A 25187-nucleotide genomic window follows, 5' to 3' on the forward strand; every position below is an offset into this window, starting at 1 on the left:
TCATACCTTTTCCCTTCCTTTTGTCATTTACTCATTATATCATATGATTATTTTTCTTGTAATATAGCAAAACCGGGAAAAACCCGGATTTTATTTTTACTTACTTAGAAACATATGGTACAGGATTAACAGGAACGCCGTTTTCCCTTACTTCAAAGTGTAAATGAGGACCGGTAGACAATCCGGTACTGCCTATCTTTGCTATTGTATCCCCAGCTTTTACTGAGGTACCGGAACTCACCAGAAGCTGGCTGCAATGGGCATAGAGAGTTGTAATCCCGCCGCCATGGTCGATAACAACAGTGTAGCCGTATCCACCTTGCCACCCTGACATTATTACCACCCCGTCATTTGCTGCAACTATAGCCTGCCCTGAACTTGCTGAAATATCTATACCCGTATGCATTTTATATACTTTCAAAATAGGATGAAACCTGTTTCCAAAGGGAGACGATATATAAGTTGAACTAGGAACCGGCCATCTCATAACTCCGCCGGTGTAATCTGCCGTCCTTTGAAGATTTTTTATCTGGTTTTCCAGCTCCCTGGACTTTTGGATTAATTCATTCTCTTTTCTTTCTAAACTGTTAAGTTTAGAGTTGATGCTTCTTATTTGAACTTCCAAGGCTTGAGTGGCAGCTTTTATATCATTTAAATTACCCAGTGCACTGGAAGCTTTATTTTCAAAATCCCTGTGTTCTTCCGCTACAAGCTGTCTTTTGTATTCTATTTCCTTCTTGGCTTCTTTTATTCCCTCTATAAGCTCTTTATCCTTTTTGCTTATGGCTTTAATAAGCTCAATTTTCCTGAAGAAATCAGCTATGCTTTTTGATTCTGCTAAAATCTCAAGATAGGAAGTATTGGAATTTTGGTACATAACATTAAGCCTTACTTTAAATTGCTCCAACTGCTTTTCGTAATCTTCTTCACTTTCAAGTATGGCTTTATCCAATTCTTCTAAAATTTCATTTAGTTCATTTACCTTTTGTACAAGCTCATTGTATTCTTTTTCTGCCTTCTCCTGTTCACTCATTAAATACTGTTGTTCATTTTTTATGGAATTTAATTTCTTCTCTTCATTTCGCTTTTGAGAAGAAATCTGATTAATTTCACTGTCAATTTTACTTTTTTGATTTTGTGTGCTTGTCAGTGTATTTGAATATATTGGGACTATAACCATAAGCATCACTGATATCAGCACACCGAGCTGTACTAACTTTTTCACCGGATTCTACCTCCTAAAAGTTGGATTTCATTAGCTGTCATTAAACACGCAAATGCTTACGTATTGAAACCACACTTCCTAAAGCACCTACAATTACACCTATCAATAACATATTCAAGATAAGACCGGAAAAAAACTCACTTTTATGAATCATCTCCAGCCCAAATAAGGTTAAATCAAACTTATTAAAAAACCTGGTATAAATAAAGTTTAACAAGCCAAAACCCATAATTGCCCCTATCAAACCTATGATAACACCTTCTACAATAAATGGCAAGCGGATAAACCAATCTGTTGCCCCGATATATTTCATTATATTTATTTCTTTTCTTCTTGCAAACACAGCTAATTTGATTGTATTAGATATAATTACAACAGATATTGCAATCAATAAAAAAAGTATAAAACTGCTTCCTACCCTGACCCAATACCTTACTTTGCTCATTAAGTCTAATGCACGCTTGGAATATTCAACTTTATCCACTCCGGGAAAAACTGACAGTTTATTTACCACTTCCTCTGCATATTCGGAATCTGCCAGGTTTATTGAAAATGAAACAGATAAAAAATCATTTCCCAGCCCTTCCATTAAAGATTTGTTGTTGTCCAATAATTCTTCCACTTCTTTGTACGCCTCTTCTTTTGTAACAATGGTGTATTCCTTTATCCTGTCATCTGACATAATCAGCCATTCAATTGATGCAACCTCTGAATCGTCAAGTTGTGCATTGCAAAATACTCCCATTTCCGGTTTTTCGCTTAGACGGTTAATATTATGGTTTATATTTGCTATTATTGCGAAAAATCCTCCTAGTATAATCAGCGAAGCAGTTACCACAGTTATAGAGGCAAAGGACATTAATATATTTTTGTGTATGTTAATAATTCCCTCTTTAAGTATATATCTCCCTGTTCTCAGTTTCATCTTGATACTGTCCTTTCTGTTGATCCCTTATAATTTCACCTTTTCTAATGGCAATTACCCTCTTTTTCATGGAGTCCACTATTCCCTTTTCATGTGTGGCTACTATAACGGTAGTTCCCCTGTGATTAATTTCATCTATAAGCTTCATTATTTCCCATGAGGTCTCAGGGTCTAAATTTCCCGTTGGTTCATCGGCAATTAATAATGACGGCCTGTTTACCAATGCCCTGGCTAAGGCCACCCTTTGCTGTTCGCCCCCTGAAAGCTCATCCGGATATGCATCTGCTTTTTTACTAAGGCCCACTAATCCCAAAGCCATTGGAACCTGCCTTCTCATTTCCTTTGGCAATGCCCCTGTAATGCGCATGGCAAATTCAACATTTTCATAAACTGTCTTTTTAGGAAGCAATCTAAAATCTTGAAAAACCACACCTATGCTTCTTCTTAAATAAGGTACTTCTTTTGGTTTTAAAGTGGTGATATTAAATCCATTGACATATATTTCTCCCTCTGTGACGTCTTCTTCTTTTAATATAAGTTTTAAAAGTGTTGACTTGCCTGAACCACTTGGTCCAACAATAAAAGCAAATTCTCCTTTACTAATATGAAGATCTATTTTATTTAATGCTAATGTTCCACTGGGATACTTCTTTGAAACACATTTAAATTCTATCACTTTAGCCTCCTAAAAAAACAAATATATCCTCTTTTTAAACTTTATTTTATATTAAAATTTATTTAATGGCAATGAATTTTTTTACATTAAATCCCCTGCTGACTGTCAAGGTATTTTTTTACCATAACTGCTACTTTAAATATAATTGCATCATCAAACATTTTTATATCCAGTCCCGTGGTTTTTTGGATTTTTTCAAGCCTGTAGACCAGGGTATTTCTATGAATGTATAGCTGTCTTGAGGTTTCACTAATGTTTAAATTGTTTTCAAAGAATTTTTGAATTGTGTCCATTGTCTCTTTATCTAAAGCTTCAAAGCTCCCCTTTTGAAAAACTTCATCTAAAAACAGCTTACAAAGGGTTGTGGGCAGTTGGTATATAAGCCTTCCAATGCCCAATCTATTATAATTCATCACCGATTTTTCACTTTCAAATATTTCCCCTATCTGAAGGGCCATCTGAGCCTCTTTAAAAGATTTTGCCAGATCCCTTAAACTATCCACTATTGTCCCGATGCCAACTTTAGCTTTTATCATTGCTTCGGTGGAAAGGGTATCCACTATTGATTTTGCAGTTTCCTCTACTTCTTTAAAATTAGTTTCTGTTTCACATTCCACTTCCTTAATAAGTACTGTTGTTTCATCATCAAGAATTATGACAAAGTCTTTATTTCTGTTAGGAAACAAGCCTTCAATAATTTCATAGGGGTATATGTCCTTTGCTTTTAAAGTCTTTATAACCAGTGCAACACGGCGGACATTATTGTCAAGTTTGAATTTCCTTGCCTTTACTGTAATATCCCCTAATAAAATATTGTCGGTAATTATATTTTTAATAAAATTTGTCTTATCATATTTATCTTCATAATATAATTTAAAATTTACAACATTCATAGAAATAAGAGATAAAAATTTAGCATTGTTTTCATCTGGTGAATTAATATACGCTATAAATTCCAGCTTGTTTTTTACATATATCTTTTGAAAAGACTGGTTTTCAAAAATATTAAAAATTTTATCAGATTCTAATACTTTTGATACAGACGGATTTTTTGTCCCAGCTTTTTTGGGATTTGAACAAGCAATAATGGTGCCTGATTCGTCCATAACTCCAAATTCTTCATCAATAACATGTTTAACCTGATTCGCAAGGTTTTGACAAAATTTAGTCAGCAATTCTTATCCCCCTTAAAAACCATTCCTGAAAAGCTTAGTTTTGATGCTTATTAAATTCCTAATTATTTTTATATTAAATGCTAAGTAAATTAAGCTTATAAAAAGTTTATGTAAATATAAATAAAGTTTATATAAATATTGAGTTTATATAAATATATACCTATATAAATATTATATACTTAATAAAACTAAAAGGGAAAGTCTTTTTTCACTTTCCCTTTTGGTATTATAAGGCTATTGTTTTATTAGTTCATTATTGTCTTTTCAGTTTCCTTGTCAAACAGGTGAACTTTGTTTGCATCAAAGGCAATTTTGATTATGTCACCAACTTTAGCTTTAGTTCTTGGATTTACCCTTGCAATAAAGTCCACATCGTCTACAAGTACATATAGTAAAGTCTCAGAACCAAGCATTTCTACAACTTCCACCCTGGCAGTTACAACACTGTCAGACATGGACTCAAGATATACTGCCTCATCATGAAGGTTTTCAGGTCTTATACCCATAACAACTTCTTTTCCAATGTACTCACTAGCTAACAATCTCTTTGCTTTACCTTCAGGTAATTTTATGGAGTTCTTACCAAATCTTAGAGCTACACCTTCTCCACCTTTTTCATCAGTTACCTTTTCAACTTTTACATCCACAAAGTTCATTTGAGGGCTTCCTATAAAGCCTGCAACGAACATATTTTGTGGACGCTCATAAAGGTTTGCAGGAGTGTCAACTTGTTGTATAAATCCGTCTTTCATAACAACAATTCTTGTTCCCATTGTCAAAGCCTCTGTCTGGTCGTGGGTAACGTATATAATTGTTGTTTGAAGTTTATTGTGCAATTTGCTTATTTCAGTTCTCATCTGAACTCTCAGCTTCGCGTCAAGGTTGGACAAGGGCTCATCCATCAAGAACACTTTGGGTTCACGTACTATCGCACGTCCAAGGGCAACCCTCTGTCTTTGACCACCTGACAATGCTTTAGGTTTTCTTTCAAGAAGATGCTCTATGTCAAGAATTTTAGCAGCCTCTAAAACTCTTCTTTTTATTTCATCCTTAGGCATTTTTCTAAGTTTTAAACCAAATGCCATGTTATCATACACAGTCATATGAGGATACAAAGCGTAGTTTTGGAAAACCATCGCTATATCCCTGTCCTTCGGAGCAACATCATTTACCAGTTTATCTCCTATGTATAATTCTCCTTCAGTTATTTCCTCAAGTCCTGCAATCATTCTAAGTGTTGTAGTTTTACCGCATCCAGAAGGACCAACTAATATGATAAACTCCTTATCTTCAATATCCAGATTAAAATCATTAACAGCTGTAACTCCCCCTGGGTACCTTTTGTAAATGTTTTTTAGTTTTACACTTGCCATTTTTTCCCCTCCTAATTTGTTTGAACAGTATTTACTACTAATATAACATGTCAATTTATACTCTGCTAGTATACTTTTTAACAAAAAAATAAAATCTATTTAGTAAATTTGCATAAATAAAAAAAGGAGTTGAATTTTTATACACAGATATGTATAATTATAAAATAGTATCGCAAAATAATTCATTGAATTTAAATAATTCATTATATTAATTATATAAATTTTAAAATCCGGAGGTAATGAAATGTTTAATGTTGGTATAATAGGAGCTACAGGTTATGTAGGTATTGAAATAGTCAGGCTTTTACAAAACCATCCTGAAATTAATATAAGCACTGTGGTTTCCCACAGTTTTGCAGGACAGAAAATATCCGATGTATATCCAAATTTAAAAAATGTATTTGATATGGAATGTGAAAGTCTTGACATAGACAAGATTTCTGAAAAGGCAGACATTTTTATAACAGCCCTTCCACACGGGATTTCAAAAGAGGTAATTCCAAAGCTTATACAAAGAAACAAGCGGGTTATTGACCACAGCGGGGATTTCCGCTACAAATCCGTTGAGGTTTATGAAAAGTGGTACAACACAAAGCACGGTATGCCTCATTTGCTTGATATATCTGTTTACGGACTTCCTGAACTATACAGGGACAAGATTAAAGATGCCAAATTAGTTGCCAACCCCGGTTGCTATCCTACTTGTTCCATTTTAGCCATTGCACCACTTTTAAAAAACAAGCTTATAAAAACAAAAGGTATAATAATAGATGCAGCTTCCGGAATAACAGGGGCCGGAAGAAATACAACTTTGCCTTTTCAATTTTGTGAAAGCAGCGAAAACTTTAAAGCATATAAAGTGGCTAATCACAGGCATACATCTGAAATTGAGCAGGAATTATCCTTTTTAGCCAACGAAGAAATAATGGTTTCCTTTACTCCTCACCTTGTGCCTATGAAGAGGGGAATGCTTTGTACAATTTATGCAGATTTGGCATGTGATAAATCTGCAAAGGAGATTATTGATATATACAAAGAATATTATAAGGATGAATTTTTTGTAAGGATAATGGATGAAGGGAAACTGCCTGAAACTAAATATGTAGCAGGTTCAAATTATATAGATATAGGAATTGTGGTAGATGAGCGCTTAAGCAGGGTAATTGTGCTGTCAGCTTTGGATAATTTAGGAAAAGGAGCATCAAGCCAGGCAGTACAGGATTTAAATATTATGTTCGGGCTGCCTGAACATTCAGGACTTACCGCTCCCGCTCTTTACTTTTAAAATGTAGAAACTTTTTACTTTTAAAACAGAGGGACTCTTTACTTATATAATGGAGGGATTTTAATTGAATTTATCTATGGAGACAATAATAAAAAAGGCCGAAATATTAATTGAAGCCTTACCATATATCCAAAAACTTTTTGGAAAAACAGTGGTTATAAAATACGGCGGAAACGCAATGATAAATGAAAATTTAAAAAATTCCGTCATTGAAGATATTACGCTGCTTAAATATATAGGAATGAACCCTGTTGTTGTTCACGGCGGGGGACCTGACATAACCGATGCCCTTAATAAATTTAATATTGAAAGCAAATTTGTTGAAGGGCTCAGGGTAACTGATAAAAAAACAATGGAAACCGCCCAAATGGTTTTAATTGGCAAAACCAATAAGGAAATTGTATCTTTACTCAACCAAAAGGGCGGAAAAGCAATCGGATTAAGCGGCATAGACGGAAAGCTTATAGAGTGCGAAAAACACAAAACTTCTGTAAATGGCGAAAAAATTGATTTAGGCTATGTGGGAAAAGTGACAAAAATAAATTCAAAATTAATAGAATTTATTGCACAAGATGAGTATATACCTGTTGTTGCCCCTATAGGCGTGGGTAAAAACGGTGAAAGCTACAACATAAATGCCGATACCGTTGCAAGTGAAATAGCCGCTGCTTTAAAAGCTGAAAAGCTAATGCTCTTAACTGATGTGGAAGGGGTAAAAACAAGTGACGGAAAGATTATTCCTGCACTTACAATAAACGAAGCCTACAGCCTCATTGAGGAAAATGTAATAAACGGAGGTATGATTCCAAAGGTTTTAGGATGTATTGAAGCTCTTGAAAAAGGAGTTAACAGGACACATATAATTGACGGAAGAATACCTCATTGCCTCCTTCTTGAAATCTTTACTAACAAAGGTATCGGAACTATGATTATGAAAGAAAAAGTCCTCTATCACAAAAATGAAAAGTTATAAATAATTTTTGCTTTCTTTTAGAAGGATTTTAATAAAAGAAGAAGAATAAATATAATGGAAAAGGAGGCTGATTTTTTTGAGAAAAGACATTGTATCCACAGTACTAAAAGAAGGTATGGTTGTAGGCACTAAACTCTCTTCCTGCAATGTCTGGGTTCAAAACATTATATATAAAGTAAAAAAGCGTTCAGTTACCATTGCCCTCTTAACTGACTATCTTCAAAATGTTATAATGTTTGGTCAGCCTTTTTCAATTAAATATACCACTGAAAATTCAGAATACATATTCGAAGGCGAAGTATCGGAAATCAATCCTGACTTCCCTTCTTCAGTTACAATAGATATAGCAAATGTAACAGAAATAAAAAACCAGCGTATTTTCCCCCGGGCTGATGTGTTTTTAGCGGCAAATGTCAGAGTGGAAGGTACAGAAAAGGAATATTTCTCAGTAATTCACGATATAAGCCTTGTAGGTCTGGGTTTTTACTGCAAGGATATTTTAGAACCTGATGGCAAACAAATTGATATTTTTTTATACCTACCTAACCAGCAAACTATATCTGCCAAAGGTAAAATTGCCAGGACAGCTTTTAAAAATGATGACATCATTGATTATGGATTCCAGTTTACTGAAATGCATGAGGAAAACAATAACAGCCTGTCTGATTTCTTTAATGAGCTTGAAGAAGAAAAGACAAAGCTTAAGGAACACTATACCAGCTCTATAAAAAAACATTTAATGTAGATATTTAGTATTTAATATAGATATTTAACAGTCTGTATATTCTTTTCAAATATTATTCTATGTCTAAATATAAATCTTATTTTTTAAATCTTATTTTGTCGTGCCTGTTTTAAGTCATATTTTATCTGTGTTTACTTTATATTTTTTACTCTTACATTAGAATTATATTTTTAATCTTCCTTAATCTTATCCTTTTTTAATTTTGTTTTACAATAAATCTTTTTTAATCCTATCTTTATAATATAAATTTTAATTTTTCTATTGCATCTTTATGCATCTCTATGTATAATTATAAATATAATTTTTTATAGGAGGATTCTCATATGAATTTAAATGAAATAATTGATCTGGATAAAAAATATTTTATGAATACATTTGGCGACAGGACTCCTGTATGCTTTGAATATGGAAAAGGTATTAATTTGTGGGATGTCAACGGAAAAAAATACTACGATTTTTTGGCAGGAATAGCGGTAAATGCCGTGGGTCATTCACATCCTAAGCTTGTCAATGCTATAAAAACCCAGGCTGAAAAACTCATTCACTGTTCAAACCTTTACTTTATAGAGTCTCAGGCAAAGCTTGCAAAACTTTTGGTTGAAAACTCCTGCGCTGACAAAGTGTTTTTTGCCAACAGCGGTGCAGAGGCAAATGAAGGGGCTATCAAACTTGCAAGGATATATTTTAAGAAAAAGGGTATGGAAGAAAAATATGAAATAATTACCCTGGCAAACTCTTTCCACGGCAGAACCCTTGCAACTATAGCTGCAACGGGTCAAAATAAGTATCAAAAACCTTACTCTCCGCTTACACCGCGTTTTTTAAGTGTGCCCATTAACGACCTTGAGGCATTGGAAAATGCAATAGGCGACGAAACCTGCGCGGTAATGATTGAGCCAATTCAAGGAGAAAGCGGGGTTAATCTCACCACTCCTGAATACATGAAAGGGGTCAGAAAACTCTGCGATGAAAAGGGTATCCTTCTTATATTTGACGAAGTTCAAAGTGGTTTTGGAAGAACAGGCAAACTTTTTGCATACCAGCATTTTGATGTTGAACCGGATATATTTACTTTGGCAAAAGCTTTAGGCGGGGGATTCCCAATTGGTGCCCTATGTGCTAAAGAACACGTGGCAAAAGCATTTGAACCCGGGGACCATGGTTCTACCTTTGGCGGAAACCCTCTTGCATGCAGTGCGGCAATAGCTGCTTTGGAAATTATTTTAGAGGAAAATTTAGTTGAAAATTCTGAAAAAATGGGCGCTTATTTTATAGAAAAGTTGTCTGAACTTGCTAAAAAGTATGATTTTATAAAAGAGGTACGGGGAAAAGGTCTCATGATAGCTGTGGAATTTTCAACAGATAATGCAGTAGAAATAAAAAATAAATGTTTTGAAGAGGGATATTTAATTGGAAATGTAGGAAACAGTATTATAAGAATACTGCCTCCATTGATTATTTCAAAAGAAGATATTGACAAAATGGTAAGCATGTTAGATAATATTTTATCTAAGTTTTAATTTTTTAAATAACGGAGGTATACAAAATGAAGCATTTAATCAGTCTGCATCATCTAAAAATTGAAGATATAGAAAAAATATTTTCTTTAGCTGAGAAATTAAAAAAACAGCTTAAAGAGGGAATTCCCCACAAACTTTTGGCTGGTAAAACCCTTGGTATGATATTTACAAAGTCGTCTACCAGGACCAGGGTGTCCTTTGAAGTTGGAATGTATCAATTAGGAGGTTACCCCCTGTTTTTAAGCTCTAATGATATACAATTAGGCAGGGGTGAGACAATACACGATACTGCACAGGTACTGTCCAGATATGTGGATGGTATAATGATACGTACCTTTAAGCAAAGTGATGTGGACGATTTGGCTAAATATGGAAGTATACCTGTTATAAACGGACTTACCGATTTGATGCATCCATGTCAGATTTTAGCTGACCTGTTTACCATATATGAATACAAGAAAACTTTAAAGGGATTAAAATTGGCGTATGTAGGAGACGGCAACAACATTGCTCACTCCCTTCTCCATGGCTGTGCTAAAACAGGCATGGATATATACGTTGCTTCTCCTAAAGATTATCAGTGCAACAGTGAAATTGTAGAAGAGGCACTGGAAGATGCAAAGATGTCGGGCTCTAATGTGGTGCTTACTGATGATCCTGTAGAAGCCGTTAAAGATGCAGATGTTGTTTACACTGATACATGGATAAGTATGGGACAAGAAGGGGAAAAGGAGGAACGCATTAAAACATTTATGCCTTATCAGGTAAATTCTTCTCTTTTTTCAAAAGCTAAAGAAGATGCTATTTTCCTTCACTGTCTTCCGGCATACAGGGATTTTGAAGTTACAGGGGACGTTATAGACGGCCCTAATTCAGTTGTATTTGACGAAGCAGAAAACAGACTGCATGTACAAAAAGCTATTATGGCTCTGTTAATGGGATAGTGGGCTTTTAGCCTGGTTGTGCAAAAAATGTAAAGGTGGTGCTATATGAATTATTCTTTTATCATCAGAAAAGCAGTTGAGTCTGACGCAGAAGCAATTCATAATATTTTAAATGAAGCCTTTAAAGATTATATAAGCCGGGCTGGAATTTCCGGAACCGTTAAATCACTAAATGAAACTATTGAAGATATTAAAAATGACATACGCACTAAAGAGGTGTTTATAGGGTTAATTGACAACGTCCCTACAGGCACAATAAGGATTGCCATTCAGGAGGACAATACGGCATATATAAACAGGTTTGGAGTTTTACCTGAATACCGCAACATAGGAGTGGGAAAAGCTCTTATTAAACTGGTGGACAAATATCTTATTTCAAACCAGATAAAAAAAGTATACCTCCATACCGCATCCACTTATAAGGATTTGATTATTTTTTACTATAATTTAGGCTTTCACATAGAATCCACAAGTAAAGAGGACGGATATGTGCGCGCTTTACTTGTAAAACACTTTTAAACTGCTAGAGGTGGAATATGAGTTTTTATTTTGACTTAAAAATTTTATTTCAATCTACATCTGTTTTGCTTGCCCTTTTTATGATTATTTTATTTGTTTCAAAAGGGAAGAAAACCCCTTTGCTCTATAGTTATTTGTGGTGCCAGGTAATTGTTTTTATATGGTCTTCCAGCCATATTTTTTTCTTATTCTCAACTAATTTAAAAACAAGATTTATTACAACATGTTTTGAATATATAGCCATTGTATTTATAGGACCAAGCTGGCTTCTTTTTTGCCTAATTTACACTTACAGCAAAATCCTTAAAAAAAGAAAGCTGATTTATCTTATGTTTTTACCATCTGTTTTAGTCTATATACTCTTGCTTACCAATAAATATCATCACAAGTTTTATTACGATTTTACAATGACAGAACTGGTTTATGGACCTGTTTTCTGGTTTCACGTTAGTTCGTCCTATCTATATGCACTAATAGGAACCATTATTCTCATCAGGCATTCCATCAAAACCATAGGCTATGCACGTAAAAGAACATTTATGTTTATATTTGCAACCATTATTCCTATACTTGCTAATTTCTTTTATGTTTTAAATTCCACCATCGGCTTGAATATATTACCTCAAGGATACGACCTCACCCCGGTCAGCTTTTCACTGTCCCTTTTACTATTTTCCGTAGCAATGTACAAATACAGGTTTTTAAATATTGTCCCCATTGCATATAGAAAAATTGTTTCTAATTTAAGTGAGTCAATAATAGTGGTTGATAGTTTTAATAAAATAGACAATTATAATGAATCTTTCTTGAAAACTTTTCCTGTTGCTGAAAATATAAATACATATGACGATATAAAAAATTTTACCCATTATTTAAAATCCAATTGTGCGCCTACAGCTGAATTAGAAAGAATTATTAATACCATTAATGATGAAAAATCAACTAACTATGAGTATGGTGATATAGATATGCTTTCACCTGATAAAAAAAGTTTCCGTGTGAGTATACAGCCTCTTTTTGGAAAGAAACAGGATTTTTTAGGCAGGATTATTCATTTTAATGATGTAACAGAATATAAAGAGCTTTTAGATGAAGTGAAGGAGAAAAACGCTGAACTTACAGCCATGAATCAGCAGCTGTCAGAATATGCGGCTACAGTTGAAGAGCTTTCAATAGCAAGGGAAAGAAACCGTTTTGCAAGAGATGTGCATGATACTTTAGGTCATAGTATGACATTGCTCATTTCTCTATTGGAAGTGTGTAATATAACCTGCAAAAAGGATGCTGAAAAAACACAGGAAAAAATAGCCCAGGCACTTAAAGTAGCCAGGGAGGGTCTTAAGGAGCTGAGAAGATCTATAAAAGGACTTGTACCGGAAAACTTGAAAAATTCAGATATATTAAGTTCCATTAAAAGCCTTATAGATGATTTTAAACCTTCTGGCATAAATATTGATTTTTCACATGATGTAGAAAAAGTCAATATTGACCCCAGGTTTTCCAGCGTTATATTCAGAACTTGCCAGGAGGCACTTACAAATTCCCTGAGGCATGGAAAAGCAAAAAATGTTACTATAATACTGAGAGCCAACCCTAAAAAAATAGAATTATTCATATTTGACGACGGAATAGGATGTCCGGACTTAAAAAAAGGATTTGGGTTAACTTCAATGACTCAAAGGGTAAAAGATATAGGAGGCAACATTGTTTTTGGTTCTGACGGGGAAAGCGGTTTTAATGTTAAGCTGGTAATTCCTTTAGACCATGTTGACTAATAAATATAGAGGCTCTTGATATAAGGAGGTTCTGATTTAGGGAGGTATAAAATAAAGGTATGATAAAAGTACTAATCGTAGATGATCAAATTATTTTACGTGAAAGTCTCAAATTTATTATTGAGCAAGATACTGATATAAATGTGGTGGGTCTTGCAGGAAATGGCGCAGAGGCTTTTTCCCTGTGTGGAAAATTAAAGCCTGATGTTGTTTTAATGGACATTATGATGCCGGATTGCGACGGCGTAGAAGGTACCAGGCTGATTAAATCAAAATACGAATCAATAAAGGTAATAATTTTAACAACCTTCAATGATGAGAAAAATGTATCAAGGGCAATAAAAAGCGGCGCAGACGGATATGTACTAAAAGACATCTCACCTGAACAATTAATTCTTGCCATCAAAAGTGTTTTTAATGGATTTAGTATAATGCAGCAAAGCACCTTAAATACTTTTGCACAAAGTAAGGAAAAAAGAAATAAAAAATCATCAAAAACTGTTAAAACAGGGGGAGTAAATGTAAAACTCGGTAATAGGGAATTGGAAATTTTAAGTTTAATCGTCGAAGGTAAAAACAACAAAGAAATAGCAGAAATAATGTATATCACAGAAGGAACCGTTAAAAATACCATTTCACAGATGCTTGACAAATTAAAATTAAAAGACCGCACACAACTGGCGGTTTTTGCAGTTAAGAATAATATTTTGTAACTTACCAGGAAACATCTTTTAACAAACTGTTATAAATTCTATCCAAATACGTATAATTAGGAAGAAATTTATTACTCACCCCATTTTTTCTCTTTATTATTTGCTTTATAAATTTTTCAACATCTTCAAATAATAAATTATTATCAGTATAAACAAATAAATCCGGGTTTATTTTTTCATAATATTTTAATACCTTTATGTTGGAAGAAACCTTTTTATAAATATATTCTGCACTTTTATAGTTTACAGTATCATCCTTTAAACCTTGGGCAATAAATACAGGGGTTTTTACCATTTCTAAAATGTGTTTTGTTTTTTCAATAAGCAGTTTGAAATTAATCAATTCAGGTATTGAAATTTTTGTAGACAATTTTACATATCTTTTTACATTGGTAAAATTCTTTCTTTTAAAATCAAGGAGTATATTATAATACATATTTTTTACATCCCAGTGATATATGGGGGCATTTATGGTAACCACTCCTATATTTTTAAATCTCGTGGCAAAATTTAAGGCAATAAGGGCTCCCATATAAAGACCTATTATAACAACATCTTTGCATCTGGATTTAAGGTAATATAAACCTAACTCTGCCGACTCCAGCCAGTCCTTGTAATTTGCATTGGGAAACACCCTTCTGTTTTCCATACTGCATTTAAGGGAAGGACAAAATGTAATAAATCCTTTTGACTGCAAATACTTACTTAAAGGTTCAACATCTAAAGTGGTCCCGTCAAAACCATGTATTATAAGACAACCTATTCTAGATTTTATCAAAATTCACAGCTCCAAAATCTTTTTTAGTCACAAGCTATATTGTATTATAAATGTTTATTTTTTTCAACAATTTTTTTCCTTAAAAAAGCCGCCTCATTTGATTAATGAGACGGCTTTTTGCCTTTTGTGATTTTTTTAGGCTTTTATAAATTATTTACCTCTTACTTCATCTGAAAAAGCAATTCTCTGGCGTGAAACAGGATCATACACTTCTGCCTTTCCAAGTACCTGCCAATCCCCGCCTTCTACAAATATATTGAGTTTGATTTTTTCATTTGTCCTTGTAAACAGTACATTGTCTATTATAACTTTTACATACAGGTTTCCTTTTGCATCTAACATATAGCTGTAGCTTAAACCTTCCAGTTCTGGAGTCAGGTTATTTTGCTCTATCTGTACGTGCCTGAAAATTTCCTGAGGATCTATAAACCTTCCACCTCTCTGGAACTTAAGGTTTAATTCATATGTCTCAGGTCTTAAATCAGCTTTTATCTCCTCCGGAGCACTTAATGTAACATCAAACCCATCTGCCCTAAAGCCTGTAAATACAGGCGCTTTTATTCTGGTGTTATTGAGCCTGAATGTGGTTTCTGCTGTATCCCTTGGATTTTCAACACCGGATTCACTTGCCTTCAGGGTAAAGTTATAGTATTGGATACCTGGCTTTTTAATCCTGAAGTTATATTTCACAACTTCTGACTGGTTTGGTTCAAGCTCTATTTTCTCCGGATAGCCTTTGGAGTTAAGTTTCTTAATCCATGGATGATGTACTTTATAGTTGTTGAATTCTTTTGTAGGTACAAGCTCCCACAAATCAGTGTTAATTACCTCTTCTACATCATAAACCTGGGTTCTTGCACCGTGGTTTATAAATGTAGCCTCTATTGAAAACTCATTGCTGCCGTCCCATGAATTTGCCTTGGTTTCATCAAAACTTACCCCTATTTTTGACATCCATCCAAAGAGGTTGTAGCAGAATTTATAATCCTCTACCGCCTTTCCTCCTCCACGGTGTACATGTTTTGATATTCCGCAACCCATATCACCTGTGCTGATAACAATTCTTCCTGCAGGCTTATCTTTATTAATAATGTTTCTAATAGCAAGGTTAGGAAGTAATTCACCTGTTGTTGTATCTTCAACCAAAAGTACAACTTCATCGGTAGGAAGTAAATTATCCAGGTAGCGGTTATCGTCATTTAACCACTCTTCCCCGTCACCTAAAAGGGTTATTTCACTTGCCTCTGTAAAAATACCCGGTGCCAAAACACGTGTTGATTTTTCAGGGTCTATTCTGAATATATTGTCAAACAGAGGATGCATTTTGTTATCATCATCTAAAACAGGAATCTTCGGAAACTTAATATTTCCACCCGGTCTTATTGATTCGAATTTTACTTCCTGTGTAAAGCCATCCCCTGGCTTTATAACAAGCCCGTCACAGTTTTCCCACCATAATTGTCCTCCTGCATTTAAAAATGCTTTAACCTTATCCTGGACATCTTTAGGATATGAGATTTTACCATGAGATGTCTGGAACAAAATATCATAATCTTTTGCTATCTGTTCAGGTGTAAGGTCCGGGTCGTCAATTGATACTTCCCAGTATTTAAAGAATTTTGATTTTTTTATGTTTTCACTGTATCCTACAACCCCTGTATGAGTTATATCAGCTTCTAAGTCTGTCTGTGCTTTTGCAACACTTCTTAAATCATTAAAATAACTGCAAAAAGCCTCAAAGTCATCACTTTTTGCTCCCGGGATTTCTGCTGAATTTAAGTGCATAACATCCTTAAACTCATTTTTATTAAAAGCCGGCGGATGAGGATTTACCAGCACCCAGTCCATTGGCTTATTTATGTTTCTGTCTAAAAGTTCTAATAAAGTAAAGTCCGGGTTTGGGTCATTGGTATCTATATTATTTATTGAATCCCAGGCAGGTGCAGGGAGAATTAGTATTCCCACTTTAACCTCCCTCTTTTTAGCAGTAATCCTCGGAACAGGTAAAGTTTCACCTTCTTTTGGTTTAACAAAGTTGTTTTCTTCTAAATTCAGTGCATTGTAAATAAAAGCTGCTGCCTCCGCCCTTGTAACAGGGTCCTTAGGATTTAAATAGCCTAAATGGTCGCCTCTCATAAGACCTTTATCAAGTGCCAGTTCGACAAAATACCTGTAGGAGTCGGTAATTTCATGGGCATCCTTATCCTTATACCTGTTTAGGTTTGCTCCCGGCTCAAGATTAGGGTCAAGTACAAATACTCTTCCGTCCTCATTATAGTCAAGGCGTCTTGCACCTATTATTGCCATGGCAAACTCTTCACGCCTTACTTTTCTCTTTTCACGGTATTCATCTGCACTGTATGGAATACGTGTATCAAGATCGTATTTTAACATTTTTTCAACAAAGAAATAATTGTAATATGCACTCATATAGTGATATGCCCAAAAATCAGGGGATATATCTGATAACAGTCTGTATTTTTCCGGTTTAAAATCACTGTTCTTTTCTGCAATGGATCTTTTCATAACATTAAACATCATGTATGCCACGTGTTCACCAATAATATGATCCCCAGGGCTGAATTTATCATTTCCTTTACCAAAAATAACTCCCTGGCTGGCAAGCTCCATTATAGGTATATAAGACCAATCTTTAATTTTTACATCATCAAATTCTTTAGTATAGCTGATTTTATTTATTTCAATGGCTCCAACAGATGCAATTCCCTGTATAGCCCTGCATTCAATTGAAAGCTTCCCGTCATCTAAAACCTTTGTAAGGTAAGGGCCTTTCCTGTCCCATTCAAATTCGTTTTCCTCCATGTTAACTGTATCAGCCAGCTCACCATTTATATATAAATCAAATACTTGCTTGTTCACTTTATGGTATTCTGTTGGATAAATATACACTTCATATATATTGTTTTTGTCCAAATTTGCTTCAATTCCAACAGTATAGCCCCTAAGGCTTGTATTAAAGAGTTTGTCATAACCCTTGTCGTCAAAATCTATCTTTTCTTCTTCAGGTTCAAATACAAACCAATTTAATTTAGATAACAATTCACCGTTTTTATTGTCAGTAAGGTAAAGTTCATTTACTCCCTTAACATTTGATTTTACATGTACACTGGTTTCATTAGACACATTAATTGATGCAACAGGTGATGACGTAGGGCTTCCCAACCTTACATCAATAGTACCGTCAACCTTTTGGGAAAAGTCCACCTTAAATTCCAGATTTCCGCCTTCTCCAAAGTCTATAAAGTTATATTTATACGCACCGCTTAGTTTTTCATCGTAACTGTCTGCCATTACAGGGTCATAGGCACTTTTTGTAAACCTAAACCAGTTAACGTTAAAAAGCCCGTCCCTGTCTCCTACAAATCCTAAGAAAAGATTATGTACCCCTGAAACATTTTTATTTAACTCACAGTACACTTCGGTGTAATCCTGCCAGCCTCCTGTGTTTTCAACACGTACTCTTCCCACCAGTTCTCCGGACGGTGAATCAAGCCTTAATTCAATATATCCCCCTTCTGTTTCACTTGCAACACGGGCTATAAATCCCTTTGTACCTTTAGGGAAATATATGTTTTCATATCCCACATAGTCCCCGTTTGCTATGTAGCAAATATTTTCCTCTCCGTCAACATCTCCTGTCTCTTCCACTTCAATGCCATTATTAAATGTAAAATCTTCAGCCTCTATCCTTGTAAATGCATTAATAGTGCCACTGGGTGCTTTTAGTTCCACCGGCTCTTTTATAAATGTCTTTATATTTTTTTCATTTTTCTCCCCTGTAAAGGGTGCACCTTCAACGGTAACATCTTCACCTCCTAAGTTAACAGCTAAAACCGACTCAACAATTCTTTCGCAGTATGGCAAAACTTCTTCTGTTTTTGCAAAAGATGCCGTTAAAAACACCGGCAAAGTAAGAACTATAGCTGTAATTAGTGCAACTGTTCTTCTACACTTAACCATTTTCTCTCCTCCTTAGTTTTTAATATTTATAAAACCCAACTTTTTAAAAAAGTTGGTTTATTAAACTCAGACTGTACTATAATTACTTCAATTTTAGGATTTTTTTATGTGTTCATGATTTTTAAGATGTTCCATGCAGTACTCATAATCCCCTTCACAAGTGGAACAGTATCTAAAGTCCATCTGTGGGTCATCTTTTTCCGTTATTCCACACACCGTACATTTATGCATATAATCTTTACCTTTCACATACTGCTGATACTTAGCCTTTCTGACAACAGAACCGCCTCTCACCCTTGATTTAAACAATATATCCTTTCCAAAGAATAGGAAATAGTTTACCACCGCTGCTGCCACTGCTATCCTTGTGGAACCGGTTCCCAATAAAAATGAAATACCCATGAAAGCCCAGTCAACCCAGGCTATATACTTGATTGGCACAGGTAATACAAAAAATATATTAATTATATAATTAGGATAAAGCCGTGCAAATGCAAACAGAAGTGATAAATTTAAATAGTGAGGTACCACATGCGGGTAGCCGGTAATCATTGACCCTATTACAGTTTCTAAAATCCCCACAAAATAATACACATTAAATTTGAAGCTTCCCCACTCTTCCTCTAAACCTGTTCCAAAATTGTATATCAAAATCAGGGCAAAGACAATAAATAAAGGAGTTGTTGGCGGGGGTATAAAAATAAATGTTATAAGTCTCCACACTTCGCCTGCTAAAACTTTTTCAGGAATAAGTGCAAGCTTTAAAATGACACTTTCTTGAAATAACTCTCCTCCAAAAAGGTCTAACAAAAACACCGCCATGTTAAGTGCTACAATGTACATCATTAATCCCTTTATTGCAAACTTTCCAATTTTTCTTTCCAATCTGTCAAGAAATCCCATAAAAACTCTCCTTTTAAAAGTATTACAACATAATCATTTTAACAAATAAACCGCATAATTCAAAGGATAAATTAAATAAAAAAGTGAGACAGTATATATTTCCCGTCCCACCTGTGTATTTTAAACTAAAGGTTGAATTTAAAAAATATTGGTTATATGGATAAATAATTGTATGTATATTTTGGTACATGTTTTATTTTACTTGCTTTATTTGGTATATGCCTTCTTTTTCTAGTTGTGCAATTATACCTGTTTCTCCAACCATGTGTCCTGCCCCAACTACTACAAAGTATATGTTTTCAGAATCAGTAAGGTATTCCTTTATTTTTTTAGTCATATTATTGTCTCTTTCTTCCCACATCTTTTTATTATATTCTTTTAATGCTTCATTATCACCATCATCATTACCTCTAAGCAGCTTTGCTAATTGTTCTGCATCTCCGTTTTTCCAACTTTCCAATATTTTATCAACTGTTTCTATAGACTCCTCTTCTTCTATTTCTGCTAATGCCCATTTTAAAAACTCAATTTGAAGTTCTTCTGAAAAAGAATCCAACATATCTGCCTGAAATTTTATACCTTCTATTTCCGTAATTTCCTTTGTGCCCATTGCTTTTAATGTGAAAAACATCTCAATACCCAGACCTGCACTATATGAGTTTGCTTCCATATTCAAACCTGTAATAAGAAATCCCGCATACCAAGGCTTTAACTTGTTGTAAAATTCCTCCTGTATACCATAAGGTTGTATTGTTTCTACAAACATTTCATAGACTTCTTCCGGTATGTTCTGTTCCAGTGTATTTTCATCCTGGTACATTCCCCTTTCCATCATATATAGAGAAGGGTCTTCCCTATTCCCAGGACCCACCTCAAGAACTAAAATATCAGATGCTTCAAATGCATTTAAAATATCTTTTGAAAGAGGATATATTGAACTGTCAGCATAATGCATTGAGCCAAATAGATATACTGTGTTGCCGTTATAACTTACTTCCCAAAAAGCTCCTTTTGAATCTAAACCCGCTTCGTATACCACAAACTCATATGCATTTTTGGCATAAACCATTAATTCCTGTCTTGTACAAGCAGTTGACAAGTCAAGTATTTTGTTGTTTCTTCCGTTCAATGGTCTGTCCTGATTAAACTGGACATGCAATTACGTTAGTTTACTACCTCATTCTCAAAATTCATCTGTCTTTCGTTAGGTCAATTGTTTATTTCCGGAGTGCCCTTGACAACAAGCATCTCCCGTATGATTTTAGCAGCCAAAGCGCAACCACATTATATGTGGTAGGCCTCTGGCGATAGGTGGCTACCGCCTTTAGCAGGGTATCATACAGATTCCTCTTATTGTAAAGAAAAGCTTCGCCACTTCTTCTTTGTTTCGCATCAGGCTACTTTTTTCTGATTCCTATAATAGTCATTTATATATTCTCTTGGAGATTTATATCCTAGTGATGAATGCAAACGCCTTGAGTTATAAAATCCTTCTATGTAGTTAATTATCGTCTTTCTGGCCTCTTCTCTCGTCTTGAAGCAGGCTCCATATATTACATCCTTCTTCAAACTTGAGAAAAATGATTCAGCACATGCATTATCATAACAGTTCCCTTTGCGGCTCATGCTCTGTCTTATTCCATATTTCTTTAATAACTCTTTGTACGCATTTGCTGCATACTGGCTACCTCTGTCCGAGTGAAATATCAAACCTTCTTTCGGAGTTCTTCTTCCTATTGCCATCTCCATTGCTGAAATCGTAATATCCACTGTCATTCTCTCAGATATCTTCCAACCAATTACCTCTCTATTAAATAAGTCTTCTACCCCTGCAAGGTACAGCCAGCCTTCGTCTGTCCATACATATGTTATATCTCCAACATATTTTTCGTCTGGTTTTTCTGCTTCAAAATCCTGTTCAAGAAGGTTGGGCGCTATTGGATAATTATGCTTCGAATTCGTTGTTGCCTTATACTTTTTTCTTGTCTTACAGTATATGTTGTTTTCCCTCATAAGCCTTCCCACTCTTGTCTTTCCGCAAGAAATACCTTCCTTGTTAAGCTGAGCCGCTACCCTTCTCACTCCATATGTTTCATGGCTCTCCTTATGCACTCTTTTGATTTCTTTCAGTAACTTTTTATCTTCTTTCTCTTTCTCACTTTCTGGCCTGTTTACCCAGTCATAGTATCCGCTTCCCGACAATCCTAAAACCTCACACATCTTCTGCACAGAAAACTCGAAGCGGTGATCATATACAAATTGATATCTTAGTTCCCTGGCTTTGTGAAGATGCGTATAGCTTTTTTTAATATCGCATTTTCCTCCTGGAGATCATCTAATTCCTTTTTCATTTTCCTAATCTCAGCATCCTCAGGCTTTAAATTACCATTGCCAGGAAAAGCATCATTGCCGTGGTCTTTAAATTCACTAACCCACCTGTATAATGTATTTACGTGAATTCCAACATCTTCTGCTATAGCTGTTGCACTCTTGCCTTCCTCACATATCATACTTACAAGACTTTGCTTAAATTCTTTAGTATACCTCTTTCGTCTTTTTGCCAACTGTTACACGCCCTTTCTAGTATTATTATACCAACTTAACTGCGTGTCCAGCAAACCGGGTACAGGCCACTATTTTAGTCACTTTTTGTCGTTTCTTGACCAACTATTTCACTTGTCAACAAAGAGGTACATGTTTTATATGTTTTATATTTTTTATATATTGATTATTCTAAAATCAAAAGAAAAAATATAAAAATACCACTGCAAGACTTGAAACATTTAAAAATATTAAAAGGAATTAATTAATTTACAGGTGAACCCGGAACGGAAAAACATTAGCCTTAAGATATTTTTTAAATCTGTTTTTTATTGCTTTAATAAGTGATTTTGATTAACTTTCTCTTTTACTTTGTTTTTCTATATTGTAGCATGCTATTGTAATAATAGTTGAAATCATTGTAATAATACATGCAACTCCAACTGTCGGCAACTTAAAAGCCAAGAAATTAATTCCGCTCACAACAACACCTATAATAGATATAAAAATCAAATATTCATAAGCTTTTCTTTTTTGTTCTGTCATATTATTTTCTCCCTCTCCTTTTATAAAAGCATAAAATCAGAATTGATTATTTTTTGTGTAACTTTCTCTTTGTTTATTAATCAATAAATCAACTTTCGCACATAGTTAATGTGCAGTGAACATTGAAAAATCAATAGTTTTTGGCAATAAAGAAGTTCAAGAAACCTCTTATATGTGATATAATAGAAGTGAATAAAACCCATTAAAATCAACACTTTGGAGGTTCTTGAACATGTCTATTATATCACATAAGATGAAAGCAGAAAATAGGTTTTCTATGACAGTTGATAACTTTTTCAAAAAGTTTTCTGTAGGCTCATTGCTAAAACAGGCAAATGCATATAAAGAAAAGGGTGTCCCTTGTGTCAAAGTTTTCAAAGTATTATTCAAACTTGTTTTTACAGGTATGAACTTGTTTATGAATTATGAAACCGAAAATTCTGATATACCATTTGCAAAGGATGTAGCTTACAGATTCCTGAATTCTATGCATATCAACTGGCAGAGATTTCTCTTGTTACTTTCTGCTAAGGTTATAAACCATCATATTGCTCCACTAACAACAGATGAACGAGCTGATGCATTTGTGATAGACGATTCCTTCTTTAGCAGGACAAGAAGCAAAGCGGTAGAACTCCTATGCTGGGTCAAAGATCATGCTGATGGTAATAAAAACAAAAAAGGCTTTCGTATGCTTACTCTTGGTTGGACAGACGGCAATTCATTTGTTCCTGTAGCCTTTAACCTCTTAAGTTCAGCAAATTCAAAGGTTCGTATCAATCCAGCGAGACAATGTATAGATAAAAGAACTGTTGGGTTTAAACGTCGTCAAAATGCCTTGACTACTTCGCCGGAATCTGCTCTTTCAATGCTGAAACAAGCTATGTCTGTGGGCATTAAGGCAAAATACGTCCTGTTTGACAGTTGGTTCTCCTTTCCGGCTACTATTATCAAGATTTGCAAAATGAATCTTAATGTAATAGCCATGTTAAAAGACACGCCAAAGATTTACTACACGTTCAATGGTGAAAAGAAATCATTACGCGAGATATACCGAACTGTCAGGAAACGTAGAGGAAGGGCAAAATACTTGGCGTCTGTCGCGGTAGAACTGCACGACAAAGAAGATAACCTTGTTCCAGCAAAAATTGTCTTTGTACGTGACCGAAGAAATAGGAGCAAATGGCTGGCTCTAATTTCAACGGATATGAATCTTCCTGAGTCAGAGATAATCAGGATATATGGAAAACGCTGGGACATCGAGGTGTTCTTTAAAATGTGCAAGTCATACTTAAAGCTTGCAAAGGAATTCCAAGGCCGTTCGTACGATATGATGGTTGCCCATACTACTATTGTTTTTTCAAGGTACATCATGTTAGCGGTTGAAAACCGCAATAATACTGATTTGCGTACGATTGGTACTTTGTTCTACTACTGCTGCGATGAACTTGAGGATATCAAATTGTTGAAGCATTGCAGCTCATAATAGAAGCTTTAAAAGTAACTTTACAGGAAAAACTGTTTTTGTCAAAGGAGACAATTAACGAACTTTTGGGCTACTTTGTCTCTTCTTTGCCCGATTATATCAAGGCAAAGCTATCAGTTGTTTCCTGCGAAAGTTGATTCAATAATTTATAAACCTGTCTATTAATATGTATAGCTCTTATTAAAAGCATGTATATTATTAGAAAGAAAAAAAATTTAATGCAATCTAAAAAATAATTATATTTTCCTATAAACACTAAATGTTCTTTAAAAAAATCAATTTCATAACCTGTTCCTAACAAGTAAATTGGAAATGAAATTAAAATGGCTAATAATAATACTTCCACCAACATATAAACAAAAACTATCACTATTAAAATTTTGCTGATTATTAACAAGTATTTTGGCAATTTTCTTTCTTCAATGTTTCTATAAACATTTTTATAAACATCTTTTAATCCTGATTTCTTAGCTAAAAAATCATTCCTTTTCTTTACAAATATGCATATAATAAGCAAAATATATGCTATTACAACCAGTATTTCCCACACTAAATCCATAATTCATACACCCTTTTTTAAAGATAACCGGTGCTTCTCCTTGTTTTTATGCAATTTCCAAAATTAATTTAGTTCTTCGTTTCTTACATGGTAATATATCTTTCAGTGTTGCACAAGTGCCATTAGTCACTTTTTTAGTCACTTTTTTTCGTGACTAAAGTCACGAAAAGGTCACGTTACCACCTAAACTTAATACATCAAAACCTTTGAGACAGTGGCTTTAAAAAATTAAATATAATAAAAAAGGCGAAACAGAGTGTACTTTTCCCTGCATCACCTATATATCTTAATCTTTAAATAATAATCCCATGTAAATGTGCATCCTTTTTAAATAACCATCATTAATTAAATTTCCCTTTTTTACTTCCTACAATATAGTAAATAACTGAAATAACAGACGCAATTACTACTACAAAAAACAATATCTTTTGTATTGGATTTTTAAAAATTGCGTAACTCAAACCTACTAAAATTACACATACAATGCTTAATAAAACTGAATTCAAAGCCTTTTCTTTTGACATTGCCGTTCCCCCCTAATTTGT

At 34.4% G+C, this 25187-nt stretch carries 21 protein-coding genes and 1 pseudogene; 9 read left to right on the top strand and 13 right to left on the bottom strand.

Annotated elements, in window-relative coordinates:
* Nucleotides 1-100 precede the first annotated feature (100 nt).
* From HVS_RS14335 to HVS_RS14355, 5 genes are all read right to left on the bottom strand, one after another.
* Nucleotides 101-1225 carry a murein hydrolase activator EnvC family protein gene (locus HVS_RS14335; protein WP_101303420.1) on the bottom strand — a complete coding sequence of 375 codons (1125 nt, stop codon included), beginning with the start codon at nucleotides 1223-1225 and terminating at the stop codon, nucleotides 101-103.
* Between the two features lie 40 nt (nucleotides 1226-1265).
* Nucleotides 1266-2150 carry a permease-like cell division protein FtsX gene (ftsX, locus tag HVS_RS14340; RefSeq protein ID WP_101303422.1) on the bottom strand — a complete coding sequence of 295 codons (885 nt, stop codon included), beginning with the start codon at nucleotides 2148-2150 and terminating at the stop codon, nucleotides 1266-1268.
* On the bottom strand, nucleotides 2119-2826 hold the full coding sequence (gene ftsE / locus HVS_RS14345; protein ID WP_101303424.1) for a cell division ATP-binding protein FtsE: 708 nt from the start codon (nucleotides 2824-2826) through the stop codon (nucleotides 2119-2121). The genes ftsX and ftsE overlap by 32 nt, the downstream gene beginning before the upstream one ends.
* An 86-nt stretch (nucleotides 2827-2912) precedes the next feature.
* Nucleotides 2913-4001 (bottom strand): helix-turn-helix domain-containing protein, encoded by a 1089-nt coding sequence (locus HVS_RS14350; protein WP_235827419.1) that lies wholly within the window; start codon nucleotides 3999-4001, stop codon nucleotides 2913-2915.
* 245 nt (nucleotides 4002-4246) lie between these two features.
* Entirely contained in the window at nucleotides 4247-5374 is a 1128-nt protein-coding gene (locus tag HVS_RS14355; RefSeq protein ID WP_101303426.1) for an ABC transporter ATP-binding protein, read from the bottom strand.
* A gap of 244 nt (nucleotides 5375-5618) precedes the next feature.
* On the opposite strand from HVS_RS14355, the gene argC reads away from it, so the two are divergent.
* From argC to HVS_RS14395, 8 genes are all read left to right on the top strand, one after another.
* On the top strand, nucleotides 5619-6659 hold the full coding sequence (gene argC / locus HVS_RS14360; protein ID WP_101303428.1) for an N-acetyl-gamma-glutamyl-phosphate reductase: 1041 nt from the start codon (nucleotides 5619-5621) through the stop codon (nucleotides 6657-6659).
* A gap of 64 nt (nucleotides 6660-6723) precedes the next feature.
* The gene (argB, locus tag HVS_RS14365) at nucleotides 6724-7632 is read left to right on the top strand and encodes an acetylglutamate kinase (protein WP_192876510.1); all 909 of its coding nucleotides are present in this window, start codon (nucleotides 6724-6726) and stop codon (nucleotides 7630-7632) included.
* A gap of 76 nt (nucleotides 7633-7708) precedes the next feature.
* Nucleotides 7709-8377: a PilZ domain-containing protein gene (locus HVS_RS14370; RefSeq protein ID WP_101303430.1), complete on the top strand. Its 669-nt coding sequence runs from the start codon at nucleotides 7709-7711 to the stop codon at nucleotides 8375-8377.
* 323 nt (nucleotides 8378-8700) lie between these two features.
* On the top strand, nucleotides 8701-9897 hold the full coding sequence (gene rocD / locus HVS_RS14375; protein ID WP_101303433.1) for an ornithine--oxo-acid transaminase: 1197 nt from the start codon (nucleotides 8701-8703) through the stop codon (nucleotides 9895-9897).
* Between the two features lie 26 nt (nucleotides 9898-9923).
* Nucleotides 9924-10841, top strand: a complete 918-nt coding sequence (gene argF / locus HVS_RS14380; RefSeq protein WP_101303435.1) for an ornithine carbamoyltransferase — start codon at nucleotides 9924-9926, stop codon at nucleotides 10839-10841.
* Between the two features lie 45 nt (nucleotides 10842-10886).
* A complete protein-coding gene (locus HVS_RS14385; protein ID WP_101303437.1) occupies nucleotides 10887-11360 on the top strand; it encodes a GNAT family N-acetyltransferase in 474 nt (157 codons plus the stop codon).
* Between the two features lie 80 nt (nucleotides 11361-11440).
* On the top strand, nucleotides 11441-13135 hold the full coding sequence (locus HVS_RS14390) for a sensor histidine kinase (RefSeq protein ID WP_235827731.1): 1695 nt from the start codon (nucleotides 11441-11443) through the stop codon (nucleotides 13133-13135).
* A gap of 59 nt (nucleotides 13136-13194) precedes the next feature.
* Entirely contained in the window at nucleotides 13195-13848 is a 654-nt protein-coding gene (locus HVS_RS14395) for a response regulator (protein WP_101303441.1), read from the top strand.
* A 1-nt stretch (nucleotide 13849) separates the two neighbouring features.
* On the opposite strand, the gene HVS_RS14400 is transcribed toward HVS_RS14395, so the two are convergent.
* The 6 genes from HVS_RS14400 to HVS_RS14425 all read right to left on the bottom strand — a co-directional run bounded on the left by HVS_RS14400 (nucleotide 13850) and on the right by HVS_RS14425 (nucleotide 22597).
* Nucleotides 13850-14626 carry an alpha/beta hydrolase gene (locus tag HVS_RS14400; RefSeq protein WP_101303443.1) on the bottom strand — a complete coding sequence of 259 codons (777 nt, stop codon included), beginning with the start codon at nucleotides 14624-14626 and terminating at the stop codon, nucleotides 13850-13852.
* 150 nt (nucleotides 14627-14776) lie between these two features.
* On the bottom strand, nucleotides 14777-18607 hold the full coding sequence (locus HVS_RS14405; RefSeq protein WP_101303445.1) for a carbohydrate-binding protein: 3831 nt from the start codon (nucleotides 18605-18607) through the stop codon (nucleotides 14777-14779).
* A gap of 93 nt (nucleotides 18608-18700) precedes the next feature.
* Nucleotides 18701-19510, bottom strand: a complete 810-nt coding sequence (locus HVS_RS14410) for a rhomboid family intramembrane serine protease (RefSeq protein WP_101303447.1) — start codon at nucleotides 19508-19510, stop codon at nucleotides 18701-18703.
* Between the two features lie 193 nt (nucleotides 19511-19703).
* On the bottom strand, nucleotides 19704-20669 hold the full coding sequence (locus HVS_RS14415) for a TraB/GumN family protein (RefSeq protein ID WP_159063468.1): 966 nt from the start codon (nucleotides 20667-20669) through the stop codon (nucleotides 19704-19706).
* A 233-nt stretch (nucleotides 20670-20902) separates the two neighbouring features.
* Nucleotides 20903-22020, bottom strand: a protein-coding gene (locus HVS_RS14420; RefSeq protein ID WP_268876599.1) for an IS3 family transposase whose coding sequence is annotated in 2 segments (ribosomal slippage) — nucleotides 20903-21807 and nucleotides 21807-22020 — 1119 coding nt in all. Because the reading frame shifts where the segments join, the coding sequence is not laid out codon by codon here.
* Nucleotides 22021-22405: 385 nt separating this feature from the next.
* Entirely contained in the window at nucleotides 22406-22597 is a 192-nt protein-coding gene (locus tag HVS_RS14425) for a hypothetical protein (protein ID WP_101303451.1), read from the bottom strand.
* A gap of 232 nt (nucleotides 22598-22829) precedes the next feature.
* Here HVS_RS14425 and HVS_RS14430 point away from each other — a divergent pair.
* Nucleotides 22830-24220: pseudogene (locus HVS_RS14430) on the top strand (IS4 family transposase).
* Here HVS_RS14430 and HVS_RS14435 read toward each other — a convergent pair.
* Nucleotides 24178-24642, bottom strand: coding sequence for a hypothetical protein (locus HVS_RS14435; RefSeq protein WP_101303453.1), 465 nt, complete (start codon nucleotides 24640-24642; stop codon nucleotides 24178-24180). The pseudogene HVS_RS14430 and the gene HVS_RS14435 overlap by 43 nt on opposite strands.
* 341 nt (nucleotides 24643-24983) lie before the next feature.
* A complete protein-coding gene (locus HVS_RS14440; protein ID WP_101303455.1) occupies nucleotides 24984-25166 on the bottom strand; it encodes a hypothetical protein in 183 nt (60 codons plus the stop codon).
* Between the last annotated feature and the right edge of the window lie 21 nt (nucleotides 25167-25187).

Source organism: Acetivibrio saccincola (genome assembly GCF_002844395.1).
GTDB classification, from domain to species: Bacteria; Bacillota; Clostridia; order Acetivibrionales; family Acetivibrionaceae; genus Herbivorax; species Herbivorax saccincola.